Below are 15689 nucleotides of genomic sequence, written 5' to 3'. Positions count from 1 at the left end.
AAATGGGACCGCAATGTTCACGAGGCCGACGCGTCGCCGGTGCGCAGCTCCAGCTTGGTCGGCCATTCGCGCTCTTTATCGAGCTTGATCCAGGCCACGCCGGGCAGGCCTGTCTTGACTTGAGTCAGGTGCTTTTGCAGCAGGTCCGGTGCAATACGTGCCTTGACGCGGAACATCAGCTTCTGTCTTTCGCTGGCCGTCTCCACGGTCTTGGGCGTGAACTGGGCGGTGCTGGCGACAAAGGACACCTGAGCCGGGATCACATATTGCGGGGCCGCATCCAGCACGATGCGCACCTCGGTGCCAAGGGCCACTCGGCCAGCCACGGTCTCGGGCAGGAAGAAGCTGATGTATACGTCCGAGACATCCACCATGTTCAGCACCTTGCCGCCGGCGCCGATCACCTCGCCGGGCTGGGCCAGCCGGTATTGCACGCGGCCATCGCGCGGGGCGGTGAGTTCGCTGTCCTTCACATCGGCATCGATGCGCTGGACGGTGGCGGCAGCGGCCGTCACCGCCGATTCCGCACCTATGGTCTGGGCCTTGGCCGCGTCGATGGCCGCCTTGGCTGCCGTGGCCTGTGCCTCGGCAGCCTTCAGTGCGGCCTGGGCGCCGCGGACCCGGGCCCGGTCGTCGTCCAGTTCCTGCTCCGATGAAGCACCTTCGCGTGCCAGTGTCTCGGAGCGCTTGACGCGGCGCAGCGCTGCATCCAGTTCGGCTTCGCGCTGGGCCACAGTGGCCATGGTGGCCGCGTACTGGCTTTCGCGCAGCGCGATTTCGGCGCGTGCCGAGGTCACCGCATGAGAGGCGCGTTCGCGGCCCGCAATGGCTTCGCGCTGCTGGGCCTGCAGGCTTTCGATCTGCATGCGCGCCAGTGGCTGACCGGCTTTCACGAACTCGCCTTCCTGCACCAGGACTTCAGCGATGCGGCCCGCATATTTGGTGGCGACGTCGATTTCGGTGGCCTCGATGCGGCCGTTGCCGCTGATCAGGCCTTCGGATGCCTGTGCGCTGCGCCATTGCTGCCAGCCATAAGCGCCCAGGGCGGTTGCGGCAACGATGAGCGCGGCGATGGTCAATTTCTTGTTCATGGACATGGATTCGCTGGTCAAGGTTGGAGGGCCGCAGAGGTGGGGGCGCTGCTCTGGCCTTGAGCAAAGTAGCCTCCACCCAAAGCGGCATAGAGAGCGACCTGGGTGGACAGCAAGGCTTCACGGCCCTGAACCAGTTGCTGCTCGGCGCTCAGCAGGTCGCGTTCGGCATCCAGCACATCGAGATAGGGCGAGGCTCCCTGGTCATAGCGCAGCCGCGCCAGTCGGGCACGCTCCTTGAGTGCAGCGCGCTGATCGGTCAGCACCACGAGCTGCTGCTCGAGCATGGTGCGGCTGGACAGTGCATCCAGCACTTCGCGCATTGCGGTCTCTATGGTTTTTTCGTACTGGACGACCGCCATGTTCTGTCGCACGGCCTGCAGATTCAGGTTGGCCTGGCGCTGGCCGCCGTCAAAGATCGGTAGCGAAATCGTGGGAGCAAACTGCCAGGCACGGCTGCCGCTTCTGAACAGGCCGTCGAGCTCCGCGCTGGCTGTGCCCCAGCTGCCGGTCAGGGCGATGCGAGGCAAAAACGCAGCGCGCGCGGCCGATACATTGGCCTTGGCGGCCTGCAGGCCGTACTCGGCGGCAATGATGTCGGGGCGCTGTGTCAGCAGATCGGACGGCAGACCTTCGGGAATGGGTTTCAGGATCACGGCGGTGGAGCTGCTTTGCGGCAAGCGGTCTGCATCCATTCCCGTGAGCTGCAGCAATGCATTGGCCTGCAGCGCGCGCTGCTGTGCCAGCTGGGTGCCTATGGCCTTGGCCTGGTGAACCAGAGTCTGTACCTGCGTGAGCGCATAGCGTGAAGTGGACCCCACCTCGGTGCGGCGCTTGAAGATGCGCAGCGATTCCTCGCGGCTGGCAATCGTGCGCTGGGTCAGGGTCAGGCGTTCATCCAGACTGCGCAGGGCCAGATAATTCAGCGCTACCTGCTTGACGAGACTGGATTGAACCGCATGCTGCGTGGCATCCAGCGCCAGATAATTGCCTAAAGCGGCATCGCTGAGGCTTTTGACACGGCCCCAGAGATCGAGCTCCCAGCTGTTGAGGCCGACAAAGACTTGCTGATCGCCGGCGACGACGGAGCGGCCACTGGCGTTGAGGTCGGCGGGAACACGTGCTCTGCCATGACTGCTGCCAAGGCCGATCGTCGGCAGTCGAGCAGCACTCTGTATGTCATAGGCGGCCTGGGCTTCCTGCACACGCAGCAAGGCGAGGCGCTGGTCCTGATTGTGGGCAAGAGCTGCGCGAATCAGCTCCTGCAGGTTTTGGTCAAGGTAGAAGTCTTGCCAGCCAATCGATGCCGTATTTGCTGCCGCAGCGTTCTCTTGCTTTTTTGTCCACTCCTGAGGCCACTTGTCCGGGAGCTTGGCCTGGGCCTGTGGCTGCAGAATCGGCACCGTCGGGCTGCAGGCTGCCAGCGCTGCCAGCAATGTGGCTGCTGCCAGCAGGCGCGTCGATGTGGTGTTGTAGGGTGGTGTGCGATTTGCTGAAAGGGCCATGAATGCAGAACCTGCGACTTGAAAGCTTTTGGCTTCCGGTTATCGCAAGATTTGTATAGATGTATATCCCTAGTATTGAGGGGCGGCTTGCAAGCCAGTTTGAGCTATGTCAATTAATGGAGTCAAGCGGCAGAAACAACAAAGCCCCGCGAGGCGGGGCTTTGTTGTCTCGATGCACGAAGAGGCCTTAGCCGCCGCGACGCATCATGTCGAAGAACTCCACGTTGTTCTTGGTGGCCTTCATGTTCTTGATCATGAGTTCCATGGACTCGATCTCGTCCATGTTGTACATGAACTGGCGCAGGATACGAGTCTTTTGCAGAATCTCGGGAGCCAGCAGCAGCTCTTCGCGGCGTGTACCGCTCTTGGTGAGTTCGATGGCTGGGAACACGCGCTTTTCGTAGAGGCGACGGTTCAGGTGCAGTTCGCTGTTGCCGGTTCCCTTGAATTCTTCAAAGATCACTTCGTCCATGCGGCTGCCGGTGTCGACCAGTGCCGTAGCGATGATGGTCAGCGAGCCGCCTTCTTCCACATTGCGGGCCGCGCCGAAGAAGCGCTTGGGGCGCTGCAGTGCGTTGGAGTCCACACCGCCCGACAGCACCTTGCCTGACGAGGGCACGACGTTGTTGTAGGCGCGGGCCAGGCGGGTGATGGAGTCCAGCAGGATGACCACATCCTTGCCCAGTTCCACCAGTCGCTTGGCGCGCTCGATCACCATTTCGGCCACGTGCACGTGACGGGTAGCCGGCTCGTCAAAGGTGGAGGCAATGATTTCGCCCTTGACCGAGCGCTGCATTTCCGTCACTTCTTCAGGGCGCTCGTCCACCAGCAGCACCATCAGATGCACATCGGGATGGTTGGCGGTGATGGCGTGCGCAATGCTTTGCATCATCATGGTCTTGCCGCTCTTGGGCGGTGCCACGATCAGCGCGCGCTGGCCGCGGCCAATGGGGGCGATGATGTCGATGATGCGGCCGGTGATGTTTTCTTCGCCCTTGATGTCGCGCTCAAGGCGCATCTGCTCCTTGGGGAACAGAGGGGTCAGATTCTCAAACAGCACCTTGTGCTTGTTTTGCTCGGGTGGGCCGCCGTTGACCTTGTCGAGCTTGGTCAGGGCAAAGTAGCGCTCGCCGTCCTTGGGGATGCGCACTTCGCCTTCGATCATGTCGCCGGTGTGCAGGTTGAAGCGGCGCACCTGGCTGGGCGAGATATAGATGTCGTCGGTGCTGGCGGTGTAGCTGGTATCGGGGCTACGCAGGAAGCCGAAGCCATCGGGCAGGATTTCCAGCACGCCGTCGGCGAAGACCTGTTCACCGGCCTTGGCGCGCTTTTTGATGATGGCGAACATCAGTTCCTGCTTGCGCATGCGACCGACGTTTTCGATCTCAAGCGCTTCGGCCTGCTTCAAGACTTCAGACACGTGCAGTGCCTTGAGTTCATTAAGGTGCATGAAATGACTCCAAGCGTGGAGTGAGAATAACCAGGGGGGGAGGCGTAGAGCCTAACGAAACACTGTGAAAGTGGGCAGGCTTGCCTGAAGAAAATCCAGCGCGGTCCCATGCGGTGGCCGGCGGTTCATACATTATGACAGGAAAACTGGCGCAGCTTGCAAGCAATTTATCGAGGACTTGTCATCTGCAGCCTGTGCCGGGTCTGTAACAGATGCAATGAAGGAGGGCAGAGGGTGCCCAGAAGCAAACAGAGCTCCATTGGGAGCTCTGTTTGTTGAATGCATCAGATGTGCTGGTCGAGGAAGGCGGACAGTTGCGTCTTGTTCAGCGCGCCAACCTTGGTGGCGGCCAGCTGGCCGTCCTTGAACAACATCAGCGTGGGAATGCCGCGAATGCCGAACTTGGCAGGGATTTCACGGTTTTCGTCCACATTCATCTTGGCGATCTGCACCTTGCCTTTGTAGCCTTCGGCCACATCGTCCAAGATGGGGGCGATCATCTTGCAAGGGCCGCACCATTCAGCCCAGTAATCCACCAGCACGGTCGTGCCGGGTTGCAGTACGTCAGACTCAAAGCTTGCATCCGTGATGTGCTTGATCAATTCGCTGGCCATTTGTAGTCCTGGATTTTCTTGAATCAAAAAGGTAGGCGGTCTATTCGCCTAGTGACTTGATTGTGACAGAAACTCATCTCCCGTCACTGTGTGTGGCTGGTTGTTTGCAGCTATCGCGCTAATAGTGCCCGCAATATTGCAGAAATGCTGTCGGTGGTATTCTGCGCACCCTTTGGCGGCCGGTGGCTGCCGGCAGATTGAGGTGGTAGAAGTATGAGTGTCTCGGAGCCCTTGATGGCCGATTCCGAATGGGTCTGTGATGTGGCTGTGATCGGTGCCGGGCCTGCAGGCTTGATGGCGGCCGAGCAATTGGCGAAGGCCGGCTTGTCGGTCAGAGTGTTCGAGGCGAAAGCCTCGGCGGCTCGCAAATTCCTCATGGCCGGCAAGGGCGGTCTCAACCTTACGCACTCCGAGGGGTTTTCGAGCTTTGTGACTCGCTATGGCGGCCGCTCTGCAGATTTGACTCCCTGGCTCGAAAAGTGGGGTGCGAGCGAGCTTCAGGCCTGGGTCAAAGAGCTGGGTTTTGATACCTTTGTGGGGACATCCGGAAGAGTGTTCCCCGCGGATATGAAGGCTGCGCCGCTGCTGCGTGCCTGGCTGGTGCGTATGAAGTCGCAGGGCGTGCAGTTTCATATGCGTCACCGCTGGATCGGCTGGGCAGAGGATGGCAAGCCGGCTCTCCAGACAGAAACTGCCAGGGTCAAGATTGGCTGCAAGGCTTTGGTGCTGGCGACGGGCGGAGGCAGCTGGGCGCGTCTGGGCTCGGACGGTGCTTGGGTTTCGTTGCTGCAGGACAAGGGGGTGGGCATTGCTTCGTTGCAGGCGGCCAACTGCGGCTTCGATGTGGGCTGGCCGCAAGGGCGTGAAGCCGGCTGGAGCGGGGTCTTTGCACAGCGCTTTGCCGGGCAGCCATTCAAGTCGGTCGTCTTGAAGTTTGTGGACGAGCAAGGTGCCAGCTTTGAGCGTCAAGGTGAATTTGTTGCGACGCAGACCGGGGTGGAGGGGAGCTTGATCTATGCTGTCTCTTCCTTGTTGCGGGATTGCATTGCCCGTCAGGGCACTGCGCGCTTCGAGCTGGATCTGTTGCCGCAGTGGAGTGCTGAGCGTGTGCAGCAGGAGGTGATGCGGCCGCGCGGCTCGCGCAGCCTCAGCAGTCATCTCAAGGGGCGCCTGGGTCTTGACGGCATCAAGGCGGGCTTGCTGTATGAGGTGCTCGGCAAGGATGGCATGGCGGACATGAAGCGCCTGGCGTCCACGATCAAGGCCGTGCCTTTGATGGTGATCGCACCGCGCCCGATCGATGAGGCCATCAGCACTGCAGGCGGAGTTCGTCTGGAGGCGCTGGATGCGAGGGGAATGTGTGCCGCTCTGCCAGGTGTCTTCTGTGCGGGAGAAATGCTGGACTGGGAGGCGCCCACGGGCGGTTATCTGCTCACGGCCTGTATGTCCTCTGGCGTTCGTGTGGCCGAGGGGGTGCAGAGCTTTCTGCAGGGCAGCTGACTCGCGAGCTCGTGCTTGTCTGTGCGGCAGGGGCGCGGCATCGAATTCTGGAGTGATCCCGTCGTGATGGCGGGTGCTCTTGCCTGCAGCAGTGCATGGGCAGGCCGGGGGTGGCAGCAGCTCGCGGCGAGGGAGTCCTGTGGGCTTGCCCTCGCTTGAATCGCTAAGCAGGCCCTTGCTCGCCGGGCGATGGGGGCGGAAATACCCGAACAATGTGTCTGATTGATTCCTGAGTTGGGCTTTGTGACTGGAAAGCAGTGTCTCAAGCCCTGTCTGGAGCTGGCCTTGGGCGAGCGGCCGCAAGTGGCGGGTGCCCCTCCTACGAGGCGAACTCTTGCTGTGGGACAGATGTCTTGAACCGGAGACATTACGCTGGCAACATTGCTCCATCGGTTGAGGAGTCGTGACGGATTTGCGTTGTTACCGGAAAAGGAGGTTGGTCATGTTTTTCGGCAAGATCTTCGGTTTTGGACGTTCCGAACCGCGCTATATCCGCCGTACGCGTGCCTATCTGCAAGAGGCACGCATGGCTGTTCTGGAGCACACTATCGCGGCGGAGTACTACCAGTCCTCCGCTCAGATGTACGCCGAACGTGCTGCTCGACTGGAGGATGAATTGCGAGCCTGGGAGCAGGGCGAGCAGCATGTTCCCGTGGTGCCGCATCACTATCCCTATGTCCCTCACTCTGCACACAAGGCCGTCGCCGTAGATGCGCCACCCGTGGGTGCTTCGGTGGGCGTGGTGAGAGCTGCCTGAGCAGATAAAAGAAAAAGCCTGTATGGTTTGCATACAGGCTTTTGAATGGCTCCTCAACCTGGGCTCGAACCAGGGACCTACGGATTAACAGTCCGGCGCTCTACCGACTGAGCTATTGAGGAATGTGTCGGTGTGACATGCCTTGAGCGATTGCAAGGCGACTAAATTTTGGCTCCTCAACCTGGGCTCGAACCAGGGACCTACGGATTAACAGTCCGGCGCTCTACCGACTGAGCTATTGAGGAATGTGTCGGTGTGACATGCCTTGAGCGATTGCAAGGCGACTAAATTTTGGCTCCTCAACCTGGGCTCGAACCAGGGACCTACGGATTAACAGTCCGGCGCTCTACCGACTGAGCTATTGAGGAATGTGTCGGTGTGACATGCCTTGAGCGATTGCAAGGCGACTAAATTTTGGCTCCTCAACCTGGGCTCGAACCAGGGACCTACGGATTAACAGTCCGGCGCTCTACCGACTGAGCTATTGAGGAATATGTCGGTGTGATGCTTTGATATCCGCAAAGCATCGAAATTCTTGGCTCCTCAACCTGGGCTCGAACCAGGGACCTACGGATTAACAGTCCGGCGCTCTACCGACTGAGCTATTGAGGAAGAAGACCTAGATTATAGGGTGTAAAAATGAGCTCGCAGGAAGTTCATCACAATTTCATTAAATTCTCTGTGCCTGATACCCGAACTGGCCGCACCGTTCACGTGGATTGGTCGCGACGCTATGCTTTTGATGATTGAACAGTGCGGTGACCCGGTGGTTGCTGCACGCCGTATTGATATATGACTGTACGTACCATTTTGAAGATGGGTGATCCCCGTCTGCTGAGGCTTGCCAAGCCGGTGACTGAATTTGATACGGATGCGCTGCATCTGCTCCTTAAGGATTTGCTGGACACCATGCATGCTGCCAACGGTGCCGGCCTGGCGGCGCCGCAGATCGGTGAGGATTTGCAGATGGTGGTGTTTGGCTCGGGTGAGCCCAACCCGCGTTATCCGGATGCCCCCATAGTGCCCCGCACCGTGCTGATCAATCCAGTCGTCACACCCATCGGTGAAGAGGAGCAGCTGGATTGGGAAGGCTGTCTGTCTGTTCCCGGTCTGCGAGCCATGGTGCCACGCTGGAACAAGGTGCGCTACACCGGCTTTGATATCTACGGCGACCCGATTGACCGCACGGTCGAGGGCTTTCACGCGCGCGTGGTTCAGCATGAGTGCGACCACCTCTGGGGCAAGCTCTATCCGATGAGGGTGCGCGATTTCAGTCGTTTCGGCTATACCGATGTGCTGTTTCCCGGCATCGCCCAGGCCGAGGAAGACTGATCGGCCATTGACAAGCGCTTCAGATCTCTCTTTTCTCTTCTCTGCTGGATGCAAGACACAACTGGGAATGTGTCTTGCATCCTTTTGTTCTTTATAGAGAGCATGAATGCCTCGATAGGCATGATCTGCATCAATTTCAAGTGCCCGATCGCAGCCAATGAGGCTGTTTTTTGCTTTGGAAAGGTTCTGGTCAGGACTTTGTATACAAAACTGTAGACAATTTTGGTGTCCTGGCAACGTACAGTCTCGACTCATGCCCTTCTGGGTATGGCTTTGATTGCGTAATGGAATAGTCCGTCCGGCGGATGCCCCGCAATCAAAGGAGATTGAAAGACTGACTTGGGTGAATGAAAGAGTGGTTTGCTCTTTTCTATAGGTCGGATCGCTCTCGAAGAAGAGCGACTGGCTGCAGCACAAGGCCTCGCCGGGGCGACCGGAAAAGATCGCTGCCGAAAGAGTTGCTGCAAGTCGACCGGACAGAGCGAAAGGCCTCTAGAGCCTTGGTGAGTAGGTAATTTAGGAGACAAAGATGAACGATCAGACCGGAGCATCCAGAGATGCGGCCGTCAAGCGCCCCGAAGATGAGAATCTTGGCGTCACCGCCAACCTCATGTATGGCTTGCAACATGTGTTGACCATGTACGGCGGCATCGTGGCGGTGCCTCTGATTGTGGCTGAAGCGGCTGGCATGTCTGCTGCCGATGCCGGTCTGCTGGTGACTGCCTGCCTCTTCATGGGCGGTGTGGCAACCCTGCTGCAGACGCTGGGCATTCCTTTCTTCGGCTGCCGTCTGCCTCTGGTTCAGGGCGTTTCGTTCGCAGGCGTGGCCACCATGGTCAGCATTCTGCACACAGGTGGCGGCATGGCTGGCGTGCTGGGTGCCGTCATGTACTCCTCGATCCTGGGCCTGATCATTGCCCCGGTGTTCTCGCGCATCACCAAATTCTTCCCGCCGCTGGTCAATGGCTGCGTAATCACCGTGATTGGCATGTCGCTGATGCCGGTAGCCGCGCATTGGGCCATGGGTGGCAATGCCAAGTCTGCCGATTACGGCAGCATGGGCAATATCGGTCTGGCCGGTCTGTCGCTGTTCATGGTGCTGCTGTTCAGCAAGCTGGGCAATGCCATGTTGTCGCGCCTGTCGATTCTGGTGGCGATCGTGGTGGGCACCATCACGGCCGTGTTCATCGGCAAGGCCGATTTCTCGCAGGTGTTCAACGGCCCCATCTTTGCGGTGCCCACACCTTTGCATTTCGGCTGGCCCACTTTCGACATGGCAGCCACCATTTCCATGTTCATCGTGATTCTGGTGATCCTGGTGGAAACCTCGGCCGACGTGCTGGCCGTGGGCGAAATCGTGGACAGCCCCGTGGACGGTCGCCGTCTGGGTGATGGTCTGCGCGCCGACATGCTCTCCAGCATCGTGGCACCCATCTTTGGCGGCTTCACGCAAAGCGCTTTTGCACAGAATGTGGGTCTGGTGGCCGTGACCGGTATCAAGAGCCGCTTCGTGGTGGCTTTTTCCGGTCTGATCCTGATCGTGTTTGGCGTGCTGCCGGTGATGGGCCGCATCGTGGCCTGCGTGCCTCCTTCCGTGCTGGGCGGCGCCGGCCTGGTGCTGTTCGGTACCGTGGCTGCCAGCGGCATCCGTACCCTGGCCAAGGTGGAATACAACAACAACATGAATCTGATCATTGTTGCCACCTCGGTGAGCGCGGGCCTGCTGCCGGTGGTAGCTCCCAAGTTCTACGACCAGTTCCCCGAATGGTTTGCCACGATCTTCCACTCGGGCATCAGCGCAACGGCCCTGGTTGCCGTGACCCTGAACCTGCTCTACAACCACTTCAAGCAAGGCAATTCCGATCAGCCTTCCGTCTTTGAAGCCGGTTATGGCCGCGCCCTGAGCCAGCATGTGCTGGAAGCCCTGGCCGATGGCGACCGCGTCGAAGGTGGCAAGGTCTACGACAAGGAAGGCAAGGAAGTGCCCATCATTCCGGTCAAGCCTGCACATGGCCATTGAGACGAGATCAAAGTGCGCGCGGTGGGGTCTGACCCCGTCGTGATTTACACCGCTATCCCGAGGGATGGCGGTTTTTTTATGCCTGCCTCAGAAGCTGCAGACTCCAAGGAGTCCGAGGCAAGGCGCTGGCAGCTCTTCAGTGAGACACGCCCAGGATGGCATGCAGGCGCGCGCTGGTCGTCGTGTATTCCAGCAACGGCTTGCTGCCTTGCAGGTATTCGGCGGCTGCAAACGCGGCCATGGTGGCCTCGTGGAAGGCGCAGAGGATCAGCCGTTTCTTGCCGCTGTAGCTGACGATGTCGCCAATGGCATAAATCCCCGGGGCGCTGGTGGCAAGCGTTGCAGGATCCACCGCCAGTTGTTTGCGCTCCAGGGCCAGTCCCCATTCCGTCAAAGGGCCCAGCTTGGGTGAAATGCCCTGGTAGACCAGCAACTGTTCGACAGGCTGCAGATGTTCATTGCCTTCGCCGTCCATCCATTGCACGGCCTCCAGTCGGCCATCGCCGTGCCGCACTCCGGTGATCTGGCCGATCAGCACTTCGACAGCGCCAGACTCGCGCAACTGCTGAAGCCGGGTCAGTTGTGCCGGCTCGGCATTGAAGCTGTCACGGCGGTGCATGAGAACGGTTCGGGCCGTGCTTGAACTGCAGTCAATGGCTGCTGCGACGGCTTGCTCATCGCCGCCATAGACCAGCGCCTGGCGGCCTGCAGCCATATCCAGCTGCTGCGGGTGATAGTGCAGCTGACCTGGTTTGAGTCCATCCACTCCTGGCGTCTTGAGGGCCTTGGGCACGAACGCGCCGACGCCTGCGGCGATGAAGACGGTGCGGGTATGGAACAGCGCCCCTGCCGCGGTGCCGAGCTGCCAGCGCCCGTCCTCAAGGGCCTGCAGGGTCTGTACTTGCTGGGACAGATGGCGGGTCACCTGCATGGGCGCGATCTGCTTCTCCAGCAGTTGCACCAACTCCAGGCCCGTGCAGACGGGAATGCCGGGGATGTCGTAGATGGGCTTGTGTGCGTAGAGCTGGCTGCACTGGCCGCCCACATGGGGCAGGGCATCGATCAAATGGGCTTGAATGCCCTGCAGGCCAAGCTGAAAGGCCTGAAACAAACCCGCCGGACCTGCGCCAATGATGATGGCGTCGGTTTCCACGGCGGGTTGTAGTGAGAGGGAAGCGTTGGTCGTTGCGTTGGACAGGCTCATGCCGGCAAGCGTAGCGCAGTCCGCGCCAAGACTGGCTTAGCGCTCCAGCAAATCCACTTTGTTCGGCTTGCCATTCCACTCGTCGGCATCGGGCAGCGAAGCCTTGCGCTTGGTGATGCTCTTCCAGCTCTTGAGCTGGGACAGATCCACGTTCAGCTTGATGAAGGCCAGTTGATCGGCAGGCACATCTTCTTCGGCAAAGATGGCATTGGCCGGGCACTCGGGAATGCAGACGGCGCAGTCAATGCATTCATCGGGATCGATCACCAGAAAGTTGGGGCCTTCACGGAAGCAGTCCACGGGGCAAACGTCCACGCAATCGGTGTACTTGCACTTGATGCAGTTTTCGGTAACGACGTGAGTCATTGAGAATCTTCTTCTTGGGTGGGGATTGGTAAAACCCCGTGATTTTAGGTTTTTTCCCGCGCAGCGCCAGTGCCTGGCTGGATAAGGCCGTATGGAGATCTGGTTTGACGGTCAGATCGCCGTTGCGGCCCTGTCTTCATGGGCTTCAGTTCACCAGCGCAGCACCGGCGGTTGCATTGCTGGCTGTGTCCACCAGAATCAGCGAGCCCAGCTGGCGGGCTTGGGTGAAGGGGGCGGCCGGAATGGCTTCCTGCAGCACCAGCTCTACCTGGCCGATGGCATTGGCCTCGAGCTGCTGGGCATCTTCCTTGTCCAGTGTATTGATATTGAGGCGGTGCACCAAGCGGCGCGCCTTGGCCTTGACCCAGCGATGGCCATGCAGCGCCCAGTAGACGCGACCGGGCACCAGGGGTTCGGTGTCCATCCAGGCCACGGTGGCGGTGATCTCGCGGCTGCTGGGCCAGGGGCTTGCGGCAGCAGGGGCATCAAAGTCGTCCTCGGCCACTTCGGCTTGCACGGGGGCGGCAATGATCCAGTCGCCGCGCGAGACATCGACCTCGCGGTCCAGCGTGATGCCGGCGGACAGGCCTGCAGCCACTTCCTTGGGGGCGCGGGCATGGTCGATGACCTGGGCCACGGTCGCGAGCTGGCCACTGGGCAGAATCTGCACCTGGGCACCGACCCGGGCCACGCCCGTGGCGACACGGCCCCAGAACACGCGGCGGCCCTGGCTGGTGTCGGACGAGGAAGAGAACTTCTCCACCCACTGCACGGGGAAGGCCAGCGCCAGATTGCTGTCGGTGGGCGTGTTGGGCAGTTGCTCCAGCAGTTGCAGCAGGCTCGGGCCGTGGTAGCCGGCCCAGCCGTCAGTGCTGCTGACCACGTTGTAGCCCTTGAGCGCGGACACGGGCACGGTGGCCGTGATCTTGATGTCCGCAGAGGCCGTGAACTTCTGCAGCGCCGCGCTGATATGGGCAAAGGCCAGGGCCGGATCCTGCACGGCATCGAGCTTGTTGACGGCAAACACCAGCGAATTCACGCGCAGCAGATGGGCCAGCAGGCTGTGGCGGCGGGTCTGGGGCAGCAGCTCCAGATCGGCGTTCTTCCAGTCCAGCTTGGTGGCATCGACCAGCACCACGGCGGCATCGGCGCTCGATGCGGCCGTCACCATATTGCGTGTGTACTGCTCGTGACCGGGAGCATCGCCGATGATGAACTTGCGCGACTCGGTGGCGAAGTAGCGGTAGGCCACATCGATCGTGATGCCTTGCTCGCGCTCGGCGGCCAGGCCGTCGGTCAGCAGGGCCAGATCCGTCTCGCCGGACTTGGTGACGCCGGCCAGCTGATCCTGCAGCACGGCGCGGGTGTCCACCAGCAGACGACCGATCAGCGTGCTCTTGCCGTCATCGACCGAGCCGCAGGTGATAAAGCGCAGCGCGCTGCTGTTATGTGCATCAAATTGGCTTGAAGCGCTTGATGGGTTTGCGCTAGCAGCTACGGAATTAATAGTTTCAGTCATCGCATTCTTTCTTCGATCAAGCCTGGGCGTGATCCTTGAACAGGCATGGCCCAACCCCGGACACCGCGCAAGGGCCGTCCCGCAGCGCTGGTGTCGTCCCCCTCCCTAAGGCGAAGCCTGACGAGAGAGGGGGAAGGCGCGATAGCGCCACAGGGGGAGCGTTAGAAGTAACCGTCTTTTTTGCGCTTTTCCATGGACGCTTCGCTGGTCTTGTCGTCCATGCGCGTCGCGCCACGTTCGCTGACCTCGGCAGCCAGGGTTTCGATCACGATGTCTTCGGCGGTTGCTGCCGTGCTTTCCACGGGGCAGGTGCAGGTGATGTCGCCAACGGTACGGAAGCGCACATCGCGCTGCACGACTTCCTCGCCGTCACGCGGCGGGGTCAGTTCGGTCACGGGCACCAGCAGGCCCTTGCGCTCAACCACATCGCGCTTGTGGGTGTAGTAGATCGATGGCAGGGCGATGTTTTCACGGGCGATGTACTGCCACACGTCCAGCTCGGTCCAGTTGCTGATGGGGAAGACGCGGAAATGCTCGCCCTGTGCAATGCGGGTGTTGAACAGCGTCCACAGCTCGGGGCGCTGGGCCTTGGGCTGCCACTGGCCGAAGCTGTCGCGGTGACTGAAGATACGCTCCTTGGCGCGGGCCTTTTCCTCGTCGCGGCGCGCGCCGCCGATCAGGGCATCAAAGCGGAACTCTTCAATTGCCTCCAGCAGCGTCACCGACTGGTGCACATTGCGCGATTCGCCGGGGTGTGCCAGACGCACGGTGCCGCGCGCCATGGAGTCTTCCACGCTGCGCACGATCAGCTCGGCGCCCAGTTCCTTGGCTCGCTGGTCACGGAAATCGGTCACTTCGGGGAAGTTGTGGCCGGTGTCGATCATCAGCAAGGGATAGGGAATGCGGCCAGCGCCAAAGGCCTTTTCGGCGCAGCGCAGCATGACCAGCGAATCCTTGCCGCCCGAAAACAGCAGGGTGGGGCGTTCAAAAGTGGCGGCCACTTCGCGCAGGATGAAAATGGTTTCTTCTTCCAGTGCATCCAGGTGGCGGTTGCTGAGATGGCTCAACACGGAAGTATCCACACGAGCGTTCATTCTTTATCCAATCAAATAATGCTGTAGCGCTTATGGATATTTGGCTAGCAGCTATCTTTTTTAAATCGACGGCTTACAAAACGGGCGCGCTGCAATTCCAGGGGCAGCAAGCAAGAGCCGCCTTGCGGCGAGGCTGCCGTCCCCCTCCCGAAGAGAGAGGGGGAAGCCGCAAAGCGGCTCAGGGGGAGCACGTCAGTGACTCAAATGAAGGCCGCATTCGCGGTTGTCTTCACCCTTGGTCGGGTCCACATAGTCAAAGTTGTTGGGCAGGCCGTGCTTTTCGCAGTATTCGTACAGCTCCTTGGACGACCAGTGCAGCAGAGGTGCAACCTTGATCAGACCGTCGGGATTGATGCTCACGGGCTCCATCTGTGCTCGCACGGCGGTGTCGGTGGCGCGCAGGGCGGTGAACCAGACCTTGGGAGCGGTTTCGCGCAGGGCGCGGGCAAAGGGCTCTAGCTTCACTTCTTCTGTGAAGGCTGCATGGCGCGGATTGTCCAGCGCCGGCGTGGCGCCTTCCACGGCCTCGCGGTGGGCGCGTGAGCGCAGCGGCAGGTAGATCTTGAGGTTGAGCCCAAGCTGCTTGGTCACCGCATCGGCAAACTGATAGGTGGCTTCGGTGTTGTAGCCGTTGTCCATCCAGACCACGGGCACGTCGGGGTTGGCGCGCGTCACCATGTGCAGGATCACCGCCTCGAAGGGGCGGAAGTTGGTGGTGACTATGGCGGGCTGACCCAGGCCCACGGCCCAGTTCACCAGCGCCTGGGCGTCGCGGCCCAGCTCGGCATTGATCTGTGCCAGATCCAGGTCGTTGGTGCTGACGGGGGCGAGCTGGCTCATGCTTGCACCTCTGCGAAATGGGGCTGTGTGTGCACGGCATCGGCCTGGTAGAAACCGCCAAAGCGCTCGAACTGGCGCTGGGCATCGGCGGCGTCCACGCCTTCGCGCAGCACGGCGCTGCTGAAGCCCGTGCGCTCCATTTGAACCAGCTGGTCGATCAGCACATCGCCGGTGGCGCGGATGTCGCCCGCAAACTTCAGACGGCGGCGCAGCAGATAGGCCTGGCTGAAGGCACGGCCATCGGTGAAGTTGGGGAAATGCAGATCCACCTGCGTGATGCCGTCCAGATTCACCTCGAGGGCGTTCACATCGTTGGCCAGCACCAGCACATTGCCGGTGCTTTCGGTGGGGGCCTGGTATTCGTTGCTTGCCAGAATTTTCATGACTCTATCCTTGT

General features: G+C 60.5%; 14 protein-coding genes and 5 tRNA genes. 4 read left to right on the top strand and 15 right to left on the bottom strand.

What is annotated here, in order from left to right; genetic code table 11:
- Positions 1-17 precede the first annotated feature (17 nt).
- The 4 genes from F0P97_RS18705 to trxA all read right to left on the bottom strand — a co-directional run bounded on the left by F0P97_RS18705 (position 18) and on the right by trxA (position 4660).
- Positions 18-1097 (bottom strand): HlyD family secretion protein, encoded by a 1080-nt coding sequence (locus F0P97_RS18705; protein ID WP_182283475.1) that lies wholly within the window; start codon positions 1095-1097, stop codon positions 18-20.
- An 11-nt stretch (positions 1098-1108) separates the two neighbouring features.
- The gene (locus tag F0P97_RS18700) at positions 1109-2596 is read right to left on the bottom strand and encodes an efflux transporter outer membrane subunit (protein WP_182283474.1); all 1488 of its coding nucleotides are present in this window, start codon (positions 2594-2596) and stop codon (positions 1109-1111) included.
- A 187-nt stretch (positions 2597-2783) separates the two neighbouring features.
- A complete protein-coding gene (gene rho / locus F0P97_RS18695) occupies positions 2784-4046 on the bottom strand; it encodes a transcription termination factor Rho (RefSeq protein ID WP_003053478.1) in 1263 nt (420 codons plus the stop codon).
- 284 nt (positions 4047-4330) lie between these two features.
- Positions 4331-4660 carry a thioredoxin TrxA gene (gene trxA, locus F0P97_RS18690; protein WP_003053480.1) on the bottom strand — a complete coding sequence of 110 codons (330 nt, stop codon included), beginning with the start codon at positions 4658-4660 and terminating at the stop codon, positions 4331-4333.
- A 213-nt stretch (positions 4661-4873) separates the two neighbouring features.
- Between trxA and F0P97_RS18685 the strand changes: the two genes are divergently transcribed.
- Both F0P97_RS18685 and F0P97_RS18680 read left to right on the top strand, forming a co-directional pair.
- Positions 4874-6160: a TIGR03862 family flavoprotein gene (locus F0P97_RS18685; protein ID WP_182283473.1), complete on the top strand. Its 1287-nt coding sequence runs from the start codon at positions 4874-4876 to the stop codon at positions 6158-6160.
- A 442-nt stretch (positions 6161-6602) separates the two neighbouring features.
- Positions 6603-6917, top strand: a complete 315-nt coding sequence (locus tag F0P97_RS18680; protein WP_003080190.1) for a hypothetical protein — start codon at positions 6603-6605, stop codon at positions 6915-6917.
- A 46-nt stretch (positions 6918-6963) separates the two neighbouring features.
- On the opposite strand, the gene F0P97_RS18675 is transcribed toward F0P97_RS18680, so the two are convergent.
- From F0P97_RS18675 to F0P97_RS18655, 5 genes are all read right to left on the bottom strand, one after another.
- Positions 6964-7039, bottom strand: a tRNA-Asn gene (locus tag F0P97_RS18675).
- A 47-nt stretch (positions 7040-7086) separates the two neighbouring features.
- Positions 7087-7162 (bottom strand) — tRNA-Asn (locus F0P97_RS18670).
- 47 nt (positions 7163-7209) lie between these two features.
- Positions 7210-7285, bottom strand: a tRNA-Asn gene (locus F0P97_RS18665).
- Between the two features lie 47 nt (positions 7286-7332).
- Positions 7333-7408 (bottom strand) — tRNA-Asn (locus tag F0P97_RS18660).
- Positions 7409-7453: 45 nt separating this feature from the next.
- Positions 7454-7529 (bottom strand) — tRNA-Asn (locus F0P97_RS18655).
- A gap of 180 nt (positions 7530-7709) precedes the next feature.
- On the opposite strand from F0P97_RS18655, the gene def reads away from it, so the two are divergent.
- Both def and F0P97_RS18645 read left to right on the top strand, forming a co-directional pair.
- Entirely contained in the window at positions 7710-8249 is a 540-nt protein-coding gene (gene def / locus F0P97_RS18650) for a peptide deformylase (RefSeq protein ID WP_182283472.1), read from the top strand.
- A 529-nt stretch (positions 8250-8778) separates the two neighbouring features.
- Entirely contained in the window at positions 8779-10269 is a 1491-nt protein-coding gene (locus F0P97_RS18645; RefSeq protein WP_182283471.1) for a nucleobase:cation symporter-2 family protein, read from the top strand.
- A 136-nt stretch (positions 10270-10405) separates the two neighbouring features.
- Here the strand turns inward: F0P97_RS18645 and F0P97_RS18640 are convergent, their stop codons facing one another.
- The 6 genes from F0P97_RS18640 to F0P97_RS18615 form a co-directional block, all read right to left on the bottom strand.
- A complete protein-coding gene (locus F0P97_RS18640) occupies positions 10406-11473 on the bottom strand; it encodes an NAD(P)/FAD-dependent oxidoreductase (RefSeq protein ID WP_182283470.1) in 1068 nt (355 codons plus the stop codon).
- A gap of 36 nt (positions 11474-11509) precedes the next feature.
- Positions 11510-11839: a ferredoxin FdxA gene (gene fdxA / locus F0P97_RS18635; protein WP_003053491.1), complete on the bottom strand. Its 330-nt coding sequence runs from the start codon at positions 11837-11839 to the stop codon at positions 11510-11512.
- Positions 11840-11984: 145 nt separating this feature from the next.
- Complete coding sequence (locus F0P97_RS18630) at positions 11985-13358, bottom strand: sulfate adenylyltransferase subunit 1 (RefSeq protein WP_182283469.1); 1374 nt, start codon at positions 13356-13358, stop codon at positions 11985-11987.
- A gap of 161 nt (positions 13359-13519) precedes the next feature.
- The gene (cysD, locus tag F0P97_RS18625) at positions 13520-14452 is read right to left on the bottom strand and encodes a sulfate adenylyltransferase subunit CysD (RefSeq protein ID WP_182283468.1); all 933 of its coding nucleotides are present in this window, start codon (positions 14450-14452) and stop codon (positions 13520-13522) included.
- Positions 14453-14644: 192 nt separating this feature from the next.
- Complete coding sequence (locus F0P97_RS18620; protein ID WP_182283467.1) at positions 14645-15292, bottom strand: phosphoadenosine phosphosulfate reductase family protein; 648 nt, start codon at positions 15290-15292, stop codon at positions 14645-14647.
- On the bottom strand, positions 15289-15675 hold the full coding sequence (locus tag F0P97_RS18615) for a DUF934 domain-containing protein (protein WP_182283466.1): 387 nt from the start codon (positions 15673-15675) through the stop codon (positions 15289-15291). Before F0P97_RS18615 ends, F0P97_RS18620 begins: the two co-directional genes overlap by 4 nt.
- Between the last annotated feature and the right edge of the window lie 14 nt (positions 15676-15689).

It is taken from the genome of Comamonas testosteroni (assembly GCF_014076415.1).
GTDB classification, from domain to species: Bacteria; Pseudomonadota; Gammaproteobacteria; order Burkholderiales; family Burkholderiaceae_C; genus Comamonas; species Comamonas testosteroni_F.
The sequence above is the reverse complement of the archived record's forward strand: the minus strand, read 5'-3'. Positions and strand labels throughout refer to the sequence as shown.